General features: G+C 55.1%; 13 protein-coding genes and 1 tRNA gene. All 14 read right to left on the reverse strand.

The features are described 5' to 3' along the window. Position 1: 1 nt before the first annotated feature. The 14 genes from ACO06P_RS08460 to rodA all read right to left on the reverse strand — a co-directional run bounded on the left by ACO06P_RS08460 (position 2) and on the right by rodA (position 12,585). Complete coding sequence (locus ACO06P_RS08460) at positions 2 to 952, reverse strand: methyltransferase domain-containing protein (RefSeq protein WP_420349570.1); 951 nt, start codon at positions 950 to 952, stop codon at positions 2 to 4. Positions 953 to 960: 8 nt separating this feature from the next. After that, a complete protein-coding gene (locus ACO06P_RS08465; protein WP_420349571.1) occupies positions 961 to 1,689 on the reverse strand; it encodes a cytidylyltransferase domain-containing protein in 729 nt (242 codons plus the stop codon). Beyond that, the gene (locus ACO06P_RS08470; protein WP_420349572.1) at positions 1,652 to 2,695 is read right to left on the reverse strand and encodes a nucleotidyltransferase family protein; all 1,044 of its coding nucleotides are present in this window, start codon (positions 2,693 to 2,695) and stop codon (positions 1,652 to 1,654) included. Before ACO06P_RS08470 ends, ACO06P_RS08465 begins: the two co-directional genes overlap by 38 nt. 48 nt (positions 2,696 to 2,743) lie before the next feature. Beyond that, positions 2,744 to 3,412 carry an acetyltransferase gene (locus ACO06P_RS08475; RefSeq protein WP_420349573.1) on the reverse strand — a complete coding sequence of 223 codons (669 nt, stop codon included), beginning with the start codon at positions 3,410 to 3,412 and terminating at the stop codon, positions 2,744 to 2,746. A 35-nt stretch (positions 3,413 to 3,447) separates the two neighbouring features. Further along, entirely contained in the window at positions 3,448 to 4,224 is a 777-nt protein-coding gene (locus tag ACO06P_RS08480) for a class I SAM-dependent methyltransferase (protein WP_420349574.1), read from the reverse strand. A 70-nt stretch (positions 4,225 to 4,294) separates the two neighbouring features. Next, positions 4,295 to 5,371, reverse strand: coding sequence for an N-acetylneuraminate synthase (gene neuB, locus ACO06P_RS08485; RefSeq protein ID WP_420349575.1), 1,077 nt, complete (start codon positions 5,369 to 5,371; stop codon positions 4,295 to 4,297). Further along, the gene (locus tag ACO06P_RS08490) at positions 5,368 to 6,039 is read right to left on the reverse strand and encodes a PIG-L deacetylase family protein (RefSeq protein ID WP_420349576.1); all 672 of its coding nucleotides are present in this window, start codon (positions 6,037 to 6,039) and stop codon (positions 5,368 to 5,370) included. Before ACO06P_RS08490 ends, neuB begins: the two co-directional genes overlap by 4 nt. Further along, on the reverse strand, positions 6,036 to 6,920 hold the full coding sequence (locus ACO06P_RS08495; protein ID WP_420349577.1) for a methionyl-tRNA formyltransferase: 885 nt from the start codon (positions 6,918 to 6,920) through the stop codon (positions 6,036 to 6,038). Before ACO06P_RS08495 ends, ACO06P_RS08490 begins: the two co-directional genes overlap by 4 nt. Further along, positions 6,917 to 8,023, reverse strand: a complete 1,107-nt coding sequence (gene neuC, locus ACO06P_RS08500) for a UDP-N-acetylglucosamine 2-epimerase (RefSeq protein ID WP_421938193.1) — start codon at positions 8,021 to 8,023, stop codon at positions 6,917 to 6,919. The genes ACO06P_RS08495 and neuC overlap by 4 nt, the downstream gene beginning before the upstream one ends. Before the next feature lie 62 nt (positions 8,024 to 8,085). Then, entirely contained in the window at positions 8,086 to 9,228 is a 1,143-nt protein-coding gene (locus ACO06P_RS08505; RefSeq protein WP_420349579.1) for a DegT/DnrJ/EryC1/StrS family aminotransferase, read from the reverse strand. Between the two features lie 2 nt (positions 9,229 to 9,230). Then, on the reverse strand, positions 9,231 to 10,238 hold the full coding sequence (locus tag ACO06P_RS08510) for an NAD-dependent 4,6-dehydratase LegB (protein WP_420349580.1): 1,008 nt from the start codon (positions 10,236 to 10,238) through the stop codon (positions 9,231 to 9,233). A 240-nt stretch (positions 10,239 to 10,478) separates the two neighbouring features. After that, positions 10,479 to 10,871 (reverse strand): ATP-binding cassette domain-containing protein, encoded by a 393-nt coding sequence (locus tag ACO06P_RS08515; RefSeq protein WP_420349581.1) that lies wholly within the window; start codon positions 10,869 to 10,871, stop codon positions 10,479 to 10,481. A gap of 222 nt (positions 10,872 to 11,093) precedes the next feature. Continuing rightward, a tRNA-Lys gene (locus tag ACO06P_RS08520) sits at positions 11,094 to 11,169 on the reverse strand. A gap of 261 nt (positions 11,170 to 11,430) precedes the next feature. Next, a complete protein-coding gene (gene rodA / locus ACO06P_RS08525) occupies positions 11,431 to 12,585 on the reverse strand; it encodes a rod shape-determining protein RodA (protein ID WP_420349582.1) in 1,155 nt (384 codons plus the stop codon). Position 12,586 lies beyond the last annotated feature (1 nt).

Here is a 12,586-nt window from a genome sequence, read left to right on the forward strand (position 1 = left end):
ATCACCTCTTCCGAACAACATACTGTAGGCGGACGCGTGCGCCGTTGTTGGAGAACTGGGCCGGGTCAACCAGAAGAGGCAGCAAGACTCTGGTCCAGATCTCCACCCACTCGGCCTTGATTTCCTTTCGGTTGATCAGAGATAGTCCAGATGCCATTCGATTGAGAACGGGAAACAAAGGACGCAGGCCAAAGTTCCACGCTTGCGCAATTGCTGAAGGAAATATGTCCCGCTCATCCTCAATTACGATATCACCACAGGCAGCAATCAGAGCACGCCAATCGCTCCCTGACCTGAGGCCCGGGTTGTTCCTGTCCCGACCCCGATTCATCAAATCATGCCAATCAGCAGGGAGCGTCGGAAACAGATTCTGGAAGTGCAGAGCCCTGCGATGTGTGGTCATGACATCGAAAACCCCTATGCCATTGGGCTTGAGTTTCCGATAAATGTGCTTAACAGCCACTTCAGGCTGTGCAATCCAATACAGACTGTTACAATACGCAATATCTAGGCTTTCATCCTCAATTGCTGGCTCCTCCGCTAAATCGACTTCTAGAAGGTCAACATAGTAATCTAGTGCTCGCGCCTTCTGAAGAAGATTGGACTTGCGATCTGTTCCGTATCGGAACCGCTCCGACGGACGCTTCACAGTCTTCGGGCCGTAGCTGTCGTCAAAATGATCGAACACGTCGATACTCTGTCCAACGACTTGGTTTGCTGTCTCGTGCCTCACTGCGGAGCCAAAAATGTCGAACTCCGGATCAAAACGCCCGCCTGCCTTGAAGAATGTGTTAACGCCGTCGCCGCACGCAAAGTCGGCTGCACACTGTCCTGCCTTCGGGGCGAAGTTGTATCCGTAGAGGATATAGCTAGCTATAGCGAGACCGTTCTCAGGGCGCAGCCACCATAAGGACAACGCCGAGGAAAGCAGGGAGCGAGGATCTTCTGCCATAGGACTCATCACTGTGTGGAGCGTCGGGAAAGAAGTGACTCGGCTATCAAAAGGTCAAGCTCACTATCAATGTCAATGGAGCGGTCGCGAGGCATCACATAAGCAACAGTGTTATCACTGAGAAAGCTCTCGCGTCCCGAAATCCAATCGGTGCGGGCGATATAGATGGCGCCATTGATCTCATAGAAGTCTCCAACGTCCTGACGGCGTGATAGGTTCAGTGGCAACGACACAACAGGCTTCATTCGACAATCTTCATCAACAGTACAGATTAGAGATGGACTCTTTGCAGAAGGACAAACAGACACACAAGAAGGCGCAGCAACGTCTATGCACAGTGCTAAGGCATCGTCAATATCTATAGAAGAACGAAGTGGCGAAGTCGGTTGCAATTGCACAACATAATCCCATCGCGTGTCGATGTTGTCCAAGAGATGATGGAGGACGTGGATCGTCCGGCTGGTGTCGGTTGCGAGAGCCGGAGGTCGGCGAAATGGAATGTCGCAGCCAAGGGCTCTGCCACATTCCAATATGCTCTCGTCTTCTGTCGACAGAATGATGTGGTCAATGGCCTTTGCGCCCTTTGCTGCAGCAACAGTCCATTCGAGCAATGGGCGCCCACCAAGTCGGCATAAATTCTTGCCGGGCAGCCCTTTGGAACCACCGCGAGCAGGAATAAAAGCTAAAACACTACGGCCGTCAATCATCGAATACAGACTGAAAATCGGTGTTGGCACGTTGCAGGTCTTCTGTGTGTCCAACATCGAGCCAGTATTCCCTGATTGGGCACACGCTGCAGGATTGACCGTTCGACATAAGAGTTTCGAACAGGTTGGGCATTGTCATGGGTACACCCTCGGCAACGAGCTTCAAGGCATGAGGTTCCAGAACATAAATACCGGCATTGATGAATTGTTGGATTGTCGGCTTCTCCTCGATTGCAGTTAAGCGATGACCATCGATCGCAACCACACCATATGGCACCTGCAACTTATACTGGTATACGCACATGGTGGCTGCCGCTTCGTGATCACGATGAAAATCCAGTACATGTCCAAAGTTCGCATTCGTTAAAATGTCGCCGTTCATTACGAAGAACGACGTGGATGGCATCTCGGGAAGCAAGCACAGAGAGCCGGCGGTACCGAGAGCAGCACCCTCGCGTAGGTACTGTATGTCGACGCCGCGTGAAGTGCCGTCGCCGAAGTACTCCTCCACCAGCTTTGCTTTGTAGTTAACCGAGAAAAAGAATTGACGGAACCCAGCGGATATGAAGCTCTCCAAGATTGTTTCTAAGAGCGGTCTTGAGCCAACAGGAAGCATGGGCTTTGGCGTCTCGTTGGTGAGAGGGCGCAAGCGGAGACCCTCTCCGCCCGCCATTAAGACAACCCAGTTATCACGCCCAGTCCTTTGCAGTAGATCAGCGAGCGTCTCAAGTCCGACCAAGCGCCCTACTTCGTCGATCAATGGCATGTGCCGCAGTCGGAGCCTCTTCATCCGCTCCAGGAGGTTCTGTTTGTCTTCCTGCGCCAATGCTGTACGGGGACGGCGATTGATTACCAAAGATACCGGCTGGTTCATGGCCACACCGGTCAGGAGCCCACGCCTGACATCTCCATCTGTGACTGTGCCGAGGAGCCTATGATCGGAGTCGACAACAAGAGCGATCTTTCCCACGCTCGATTCGATCAAGTTGATTGCTTCAAGAATCGATGCCGACTCGGTAATGGTGTAGTCTTCCAATTCTGTGCTCTCAATCCTTCTGTTTTACTCTGCGCTCTCAGAGCACACTTAGAATGGCCGCGCAGGGTTGCCTCGCATCCTGCAGCCATCATCGACGTCGTGCACAACGACCGATCCCGCAGCAATCAAACAGCGTGAGCCAATAGAAACACTCTGTATGACTGTACTACCAGCGCCAACATGAGTTGCCTCACCGATACACACCGAACCGCAAATAGTGGCCCCTGGCGCGATATGGCAATGCGGCGCGATGGTGCTGTTATGATCAACCGTCACCCCTGTATTTACGAGCGAGTTGGGGCCGACAACTGCACCGGCCTGCACAACGGCACCAGCCATGATCTGAGCACCTTCTCCGAGTTGCACGTCCGCCTCGATAACCGCAGCGGGGTGTACAAGAGTTGCAAAAGCGAAACCAGCGTTCTTGAAGCGAACGAAAACAGCACGGCGCCTATCGGGTATCGCTGTCGAACCGATGGCATTGATCAGGATGAAACTGGATGGATCTTGTTCGATTATCCAGTCATCGTGGTAGACGTCAGGAGAACCTTCGACTTGAGATTCGGCAAGCGCTGGATCCGCGATCGCAAAGCCAACAACAGAGAACTGCTGCAAACATGCGCGAACCGAAACGGCGTGTCCGCCGGCGCCAAGAACTACGGCCCGCAGCGGCTTTGTGCTCATACTGCTATCGAGGGAGTCTTTTGCGAACTTCACCGCTTCATTTCCAATCGGTCTTCACTCCCAGTCGATCACCGGCGCCGGGTCGTCCCCGGTGAGCAGGAGAGGGTCAAGAAGGCCCAGGGTTGAATTACATATCCACCCACCTGCAATCCATTGATCACTTTTGTTTTGACGCCATCCTCTGGATACAGCTCCCTTTCGGCGTTAATCTTGGCGCAATCGAAGCCTTTGTCTTCTTCAATTTCGAATGAAGGAATAGCAAGCTCTTCCATCATCTTCTTCACAGTCTCGACAGAGTATATGTTGAGAAAATGTGCTTCGCTCAACGTACCATCATCATTGATTTTGTTGCTTCGTGCTTCTTGAATGCGGTAGGTCGTGTTGCCGATAAGGGTACGGATCACCACGTTACGGGCAGTGACACGGTAAAGCTCGGATAGCGCAGGCTTTAGGTTGGGGAGGTGCAGCAAGAGATTGTTGCACATCACTATATCAAACGCTTGATCCCGGAAAGGCAGTGAATAGACATCGCCCACTTCGAAGCTTACTGCGGAGTCTGCAGGAAACGCTCTCTTTGCCAGTTCGATGTAGCTTTCGGTCGCATCGACGCCAGTATAGCTAAAGCTCTCAGACACGGCTTTGCGAAGGCTGGTCAGGTAATGGCCAGCACCACAGCCAACGTCTAGGACCTTGTCTCCTGGCCGAAGTAGCGCAGCTACTTTCTTTGCAGCGGCCTTCGAACTCTCCATCTCCGGGAGATCGCCAACAGCTCTTTGATACAGCATTTCCCCGTAGCGGCGCGATCGTTCGCCGGACGACCAAATGCGCCAAGTGTCCTGTACCATTTTGGTTTATCTCCAACCAATCCAATGCTCAGCCGTGAAACAGATGCCGGATAGTAAATGGGTTAGTCTATTACTCAATTGGGTCGTCAATAGCGAACGCACGCGACGCAGTCGCGCCTTTAAGGTCCCAATAGTGCATTGGCGACAGCCCAATTCCAGGACGCTTGAACACCATGTTCTCAGATGTGAAGCTCTCGCCAGCCGAGATGAGCCTTGAAGCGACAATGCTCTTGCGGATAGCAGCACGGTTGGCCCTCTCAGTGCCTTTAGGGCGTTTGCGACCGTCGCCAAGCGCCACTTCGATCTCGCGGATTGACCGGACCATGTCTTTCATCTCAGCAGGCTCCAATGAGGCGGCGTGATCAGGCCCTGGAAGGTTTCGGTCGATCGTTAAGTGTTTCTCAACCAAGATCGCACCGCGCGCCACAGCTGCAATGGGCGCGGCAATTCCCATAGTGTGGTCTGACAGTCCAAAATCGAGTCCGAAGGCTTGTGAGAGTGTATCCATCGCGCGCAGGTTCACGTCGGCCATCGCCGCTGGATATTCAGAAGTGCAGTGCAAAAGGGAAACTCGTCCCTTAAGCGGGTCGGTCCCATGTTCAGCGTAGCAGTCTAGCACCTCAGAGAGACTTACAGGGTGGGTATTTGGATCCACCATCCCACGGACAAGAACAGCAACAGCTGTTTCGATTTCCGCCAAAGTGGCCATCCCTGTAGAGAGGATTACTCGGTCCGCACGCTGCGCGGCCTGCAATAGGAGCGGACCATTCGTTATCTCACCGGATGGGACCTTAATCTGGCGAAGCCCCAAATCCTCAATGAGGTATCGCAAGCTCTCACCATCAAACGGAGTTGAGAGGAAGTCGAGGCCACAGCTGGCACAACGCGCCATAATCTCACGATGCATCCCATCGGAAAGTTCGAGTTGTCGGAGCATTTCGAATTGCGTCTCCTCAGCATGAGTCAAACGCTCCTGGTATTGGGCCTTTCCAGCAGTATTTGTAACAAGACGATCAGCCTGGAATGTTTGAAACTTCACTGCATCGGCGCCGGCGTAAGAGGCGGCATCTACAATCTCAAATGCTTTCTGAAGCGATCCATTGTGGTTTACGCCACCTTCCGCAATCACGTAGACAGATTCCGTCATCGCGCTATGCTCCGAAGAAGAACAAAGCCCTCAGCCGCGTAGCAGCCACATTGAGAACCACGCAAATGTGCGAGGGCGGTTATTGCTTCTGGGCTGCGTGGAAAAGGAAACTCAGCCATTTCACCGTCATAAATAGCCATCGCTAACAGCTTTCCAGGCAGATACGACGTGATGTCGACGTACCAGTTCGGACAAAAACCAGGCTCTCTTGGATCACTGTTGAAGTCCGTTTCAGAGATCGTCTCGTAGGCGAGAATCTGATTCACTGTTGGCGCGCGGAATGACTTTAAAGCCGAAGTGGCCGCTCTGAACAGCATCTGATGATCGCTATGTACATCACCGCCGTAGGGAACATATACGGTCGTCGGTGACACACTGTCTATTACCGAAGCAAGGGCTTGTACCATGTCTTTCATAGGGACCTGGTCAGTCCCGGCAGGCGGAAAGGACAAGTCGTGCAGTTCGGCGAAACCAAAATGGTCTCTGACCTTCTCCATCTCCGCGCTGCGCTTTTTTATCTGCTCATCGCTGTAGCCGGCCTCTGGCGTCATGGCAGTGGCAACCAGCCAATGCACTTCATCACCATGATCTCGGTGACGCAGGAGCGTTCCTCCGCATCCGAGGGTTTCGTCGTCAGGGTGTGGAGCTATGATCAGAATACAGGTCAAAGATAGCTCCCTTCATCCGGCAGGCGACCAAACCCATGATCAAGAAGCCGTATGGCCCCGCCCTCGCACTTAACCAAGAGAGTGCTGTCTGGGTGTGCGTTCAATACCTTGCCAGGCTCAATATTATGTTGATGGAAGGCGACCACCTCCGTACGCCAGACTTTCACCTCCCGTCCCTCAAAGATGCAATGAGCGCCATCATAGGGGCGGGCCAGAGCGCGAACGAGATTGTGTATGGCAGTTCCGGACATGCGCCAATCAATACACCCATCAGCTTTTCTGCGCTTACGCCAAAAACTCCCGGCACCGGCCGGTTGAGGGGTACGTCGAAGACGCCCTACGGCCAGAGTCTTTGTAATTTCACTAATCTGGCGAAGTCCAGTCTCTGTAACTTTGTCATAGAGACAACGGGCGTCGTCTTGCGGATCTATGGTCACTGGTACCTGACTCACGATATCCCCGGTGTCTGCGCTCTCGTCCATCATGAAGAATGTGCTGGAAGTTCTTTCCAAGCCCAATGCCAAGGCCCAGATCAAAGGATGACGCCCTCGATTGTAAGGTAGTGCGGCTGGGTGGAAGCCTATGGCACCTAGCGGCGCTGCAGAGAGAACACTCGCCGACAATAGCTCAGACCATCCGAAGCAATAAATAACATCGGGCGTCAAGTCGCGGATCCACGTCGCAGTATCTGGTGCCTCAGCCGCGTCTGCGAGTAGGACTGGAACGCCGGACGTCTCTGCCAGTTGCTGCAAGCTGCAGAAATCACTGTTCATACTGCTGTTCTTGGTCACAACAGCGACCACCTCTGCATGAGGCTGGTCTAGAAGATGGCTCAGAGCGCTGTAGCTAAACTGGACGCAGCCGATAAAAACAATTCTCATGCCTGGAACTCAATGTCATGGAAACGTTTCATAAGGATTTGTTCTAGTGGAACTGAAAGAAGAATGTGCATCATCCGTTCCGAAGCCGTCCCATCTCCAAACGGCGTCTCCCTGCGGCTTGCAATCTCATGGAATTCCGGAGTAAGGGCTTGTCCGATAGCTGCCGCAATCTTCGCCGCGGACTCTTCGGTGTCAATCACGGAAGCCGGGCGTATGCGTCCCCGCTGACGATCGCCAATGTTCACGGTGGGCGTGCCTAATGCTGGCGCCTCAAGTATTCCGCTTGAAGAGTTCCCAATGACACAATCGGCCAATCGCAATAAGCTCAGATAGGCAAGCTGGCCAAGCGATGTAACAGCGATCACACGATCCGGATGCTTCGCGACGAAGGCGTCAATCATCTCATTAACGGTGCGCCCTCGTGTGTCCGCATTGGCCTTCGTTAGTACGATTGTGGCGTCCGGAATCGAATGCAAACCATCAAGCATTTGTTTCATTGCCCGAGCGGGTGTTTCCCCGCTAAGGGTTACAGGGTGATAGGTTGCGACAAGCAAGGGTCGCCCAAGGCGGGTCTGTAGGTGCCGTTCCAAGGAGGCTCGGCCCATGAGTGCAAGATGCCGTATGTTATCCAGGCCAGGAGCACCAACATTGAATACAGATTCCGGTCGCTCTCCGAGCTGCAGCACCCTTTTTCGATAGGGTGTAGCTGCCGTGAAATGAATATGTGCCATCTTTGTCAGCGAATGGCGGATCGCCTCATCAATCAACCCCTCTGTCGCTTCACCGCCGTGAACATGCGCAATCGGAACACGGGCAACCATTGCAGCCTGAGCTGCTGCGAGAATCTCGAAGCGATCGCCCAGCATCACCACGATCTCGGGGCGTAATCGATCAAATGCTTCAGCAAAGCCGATGGTCGCGAGGGCCATAGACTTCGCGATCCCTACAGGACTGTCACTTGAGAGCAAAGACTCAATCTTGGCGTCAATGGTAAAACCATCCGCTTCAAGTGCTTGACAGGTCATGCCGAATTCCGGGGAAAGATGCATGCCAGTTACCACCACCTGAAGCTCGGCTTCAGGCGCAGCCTTCAATCTACGCATAAGCCAATAAAGAAGCCCATAGTCTGCGCGCGTAGTTGTTACAACGCATATCCGCCGTCGGCTCATATGGAGCGCAGCGCCTCCTTTGCAGACGTGATTACGAAGTCAAGCTCCTCATCGCTAATACCGGTCGAGCACGGCAAAGTAATGATTCGGCGCCACACTCCTTCGCTTCGCGGCTGTGTGGTACGCGGGGCGTCCTTGTATGGTTTCTGTAGATGAATCGGTTTCCAAAATGGTCGCGCATCAATCCCGGCGGCACGCAGAGCTGCACGCAAAGAATCTGGGTCGCCTTTCTCTAGAATGAAACCAGAGAACCAGCACGCGCTTTCGGCCCAAGAGGGCGCAGGAAAAGGTCGCACTGCCGCCAGTTGGCCAAAGGCGGCATTGTAGCGTTGACGGATGCAGCGCTTGCGCGCCAGGAAGGCACCAAGGTTCTCCAACTGAGCGCAACCGACGGCCGCCTGCAAGTTGGTCATCCTGTAGTTAAAGCCGACTCTGTCGTGCTCATACTCAGCTCCTATTCGAGCGGTCGTTGTAAGATGCTGAACAAGTTGGCAGAGGTCTTCATTGTGTCCGGCAACAGCACCACCTCCACCGGCTGTAACAGTCTTGTTTCCATTGAAGGAGAAAACGGTTAGGTCCGCACCCAGTTGACAAACAGGGCGGCGGCGATAAGTGGCACCGAGTGATGCCGCACCATCAACAACAATGGGTATCCCAAACCTTCGGGCAATACGCACTATGGGATCCATATCGGCGGGGAGTCCTAGGCAAAAGACAGGCATTATCGCCCCGACGCGGCGGCCGGTTTCTTTGTGGACAGGCCCTTTGTCGGCCGGAGTGGTGAGCTGATCAAGAGCATGCTCGAGTAAGGCTGGATCGAGTGACCAAGTAGCTTCGTCTACATCCAACAGCCAGGGACCAGCACCTGTATGGGCAATGGCGTTGGCAGACGCGATAAACGTCAGTGAGGGAAGAATTACGAGATCATCGCGCCCGACGCCTACCGCTACGAGAGCAGCGTGTAGCCCGGTCGTACCCGCTGACGTCGCGACCGCGCGGGAAGCACCGGCTGCATCTGCAACCATCGCCTCAAATCTACTGACAAACGGGCCGACTGATGACACAAACCCAGAATGTACGCACTCCTGGAGATACTGTCCCTCGCGTCCGACTAGGTGCGGTATGGCGATTGGAATCATGTTCAGATCGTGTAGCGGTGGCTGCGGGCCAAAACACGATTGGCCGGGTCAGCGAACCACTTCACTGTGGCTTGGATTCCACTACGGAATCCTTCCAGCCCACCGTAACGAGGACGCCACGAGAGCAGTTCTTCCGCGCGTGACGTGTCAGCCCACAAGCGCTCTACCTCACTCGCACCAGGGCGCTTTCGCGTATGGTCCTCGACGATCTCGATCGGTGTCTTCATTACTTCAGCAACAAGAACAGCCGTGTCCTTTATAGAGATCTCAAAACTGCTGCCCAAGTTGATAACCTCGCCGAAAGCTGCGGAACAATCCATAACCGCGACAAACCCATTAACGGTGTCGTCAACGAAATTGAAATCCCTCGTTGGATGGACAGAGCCTAGCCGAACCGGCCCGGTCCCGTCCGCAAGTTGGGTGATTATAGTTGGAATTACAGCGCGCGCTGACTGGCGTGGTCCATATGTGTTGAATGGGCGAACGACCGTGACGGGTAAACCAAAACTGCTGTGGAACGAAAGGGCCAAGCTATCGGCCGCAATTTTTGTCGCCGAGTACGGTGACTGAGGTTGTAGCGGGTGATTTTCGGAGATCGGGACGAACTGCGCCGTGCCATACACTTCGCTTGTTGAAGTGTGTATAAAGTGGCGAACATCAGCTGCTCGCGCGGCCTGGAGAAGGTTCAAAGTACCCTGAACGTTGGTTGCCAAGTAGCTTTCCGGAGCGATATATGAGTACGGAATCCCAACCAAGGCAGCCAAATGAAAAACTACATCGCATCCTTGAACGGCACTTCTCATGAAAAACGGATCGCGGATATCCCCGGACACGATGTCGATCGAATCTAGGATTGAATCCTCAACACAGTCAAGCCAGCCCCGACGATCAAACGAGTTGTAGAAGACAAGTGCACGCACTCTGTGTCCTTGCTTCACGAGTTCTTCAGTCAAGTGCGACCCGATAAAGCCATCTGCGCCGGAAACGAAAGCTGTCTTATACCCGGTCATTGGCCAACGCCTCTCTCAGCAAATCGGTAAAGCCGGGATCGCTAGCAGCATCATCTGCAGGATTGGGGGCGTAGGTCGTCGATCGAGATATGCTTCCGCTCACCCAGAGACCGTCGTACGTGCCAGACGCCCACACACATCGACTATCGAACAGACAAACTACGTCGCAACTGCGGGCTGTGCACAGGCGATGATTGGCGAGGGCGATAGTCTTGCAGCTGTTCATGGTTTGCATTCCGCTCATTGTGCGGTTCGCTCTGTAAGCCCGTGCAACACACTGGTCGCTTCATCTAGAGCCAGGAGATCTGGATCGCAATACAGCGCTCGGGCTAATCCGATGCGCTGACGTTGGCCAGAGGAAAGTCGAACACCGCGCGCACAGAGAACCGTGTCGCAGCCATTTGAGGGGTCCTTGACAACGAAGTCACGCAAGCACGCCATCTCTTCGGGGCTTCTCGCTACTGCGGATTTGATAGCTCTCATGAGAACTCCGAATGCGATGTTGACTGTCATCGTGTCATCACCGAATAGAATACTCTGTGTTACGTAACCGGTGCTACTCTGCAAAGCACGAAGACTGTTCCAATGCACTATGAAGCGGCCACTCTTTGGCTCGAGAAAGCGAAGCTGCATGGCACTGCGAGAAGCGCTGAAGCATCGAGATACAGCGGAAAGACCTCTCCATACAATGGCCGAGCGATGCCGGCGACATGGCCGATAACGGCATAAAGAAGCTGGTCGCCTAGGAACAAGCTCAGGCGGTCGTAGCCGAGCAGGGGACAGAAACCGAACGTCACAGCAACGAAAGTTGGACTGTCCAACTCTCCGGAACCTCCCGCTAAGTCTTTGAAATGATGGTGGGCGTACTAGGACTCGAACCTAGGACCCGCTGATTAAGAGTCAGCTGCTCTACCAACTGAGCTATACGCCCCCGAGTATCGGGTTTCCCGGGGCAGGCCCTGCAACGGGGTACAAAACAAGTGCCGGGAACGGCCCGGGCGCCGGGATGCGGGGTGATAGCAAGTCCGGGGGCCTTTGTCGAGAGGCTTTGTCGACGGGTCCTGCGCCAAGGGGCCAAGGGGGGCCAAGGGAGCCAAAGGGGCGGCAGAAAGAGCGAGACGAGAGGGAGAGACGAGAGGGAGAGACTGGCGGCGGCCCCCTCGGTCTTCGGGTCTTGCCCTGGGCCTCCGCTCTAGGACTCCACCGTGCCGCGCCGGGAAATACGCATGTCGCGGTGGATGTAGCAGGACATGATGAGCCCCATGGCGGTCATCATGGTCAGCAGCGCCGTGCCGCCGTAGGAGACCAGCGGCAGAGGCACGCCCACCACCGGGAAGACCCCCATGACCATGGCCATGTTGATGAAGACGTAGAGGAAGAGGTTGGTGGCGAGGCCGATGCTCAGCAGGCGCGCGAACTGGTTGCGGGCCCGGAAGGCGATGGCGAAGCCGTAGGCCAGCAGGAGGAAGTAGAGGCCCAGCAGGCCGAGGCTGCCGATCAGGCCGAACTCCTCGGCCAGCATGGTGAAGATGAAGTCGGTGTGCTTTTCCGGCAGGAAGTTCAGGTGGCTCTGTGTGCCCTGCATGAAGCCCTTGCCGGTGATGGCGCCGGAGCCGAAGGCGATCATCGCCTGCAGATTGTGATAGCCGGCGCCCAGCGGGTCGCTGCCCGGGTTGAGGAAGGTCATCACCCGGGCCTTCTGATACTCGTGCAGGAACTGCCAGGCGACAGGCACCGCGGCACAGCCACCCACGAAGACGATGGCGAACTTCCACCACCTGACTCCGGCGCAGAAGAAGACCGCCCCCGCCCCCAGCAGCAGCATGCCGGTGGTCCCCAGGTCCGGCTGTTTCAGCACCAGGGCCGCCGGTGCCACCACCAGCGCCAGCGGGACCAAAAGGTAGGTGGGGCGACCGATGTCCTCCATCGAAACGCCGTGGAAGTAGCGCGCCAGGGCGAGAATGAGGGAAACCTTCATCACTTCCGAGGGCTGCAGACGGATGAAGCCCAGGTCGATCCAGCGCTGCGCGCCCATGCCGATGGTGCCCATGACCTCCACAGCCCCCAGCAGGCCGAGGCTGGCGAAGTAGATCAGATAGGCGTAGCGAAACCAGTAGCGGACATCGATCAGGGCTACGATCAGCATGATCACCAGGCCCAGACCGAAGCGCACCAGCTGGCGCGACGCCCAGGGCGACACCGAACCGTTGGCCGCGGAATAGAGCATGGCAAAACCGACACCGGCCAGCAGACAGAGCAGGATGACCAGGCCCCAGTTGAGCTGCCAGATCTTCTGGCGCAGGGTCATCTCGGTATTGCGGCTGTTGAGGAAGGTATCGGCCGGCATG

This window comes from Pelagibius sp. (assembly GCF_965227505.1).
Taxonomy (GTDB): Bacteria; Pseudomonadota; Alphaproteobacteria; order Kiloniellales; family Kiloniellaceae; genus Pelagibius.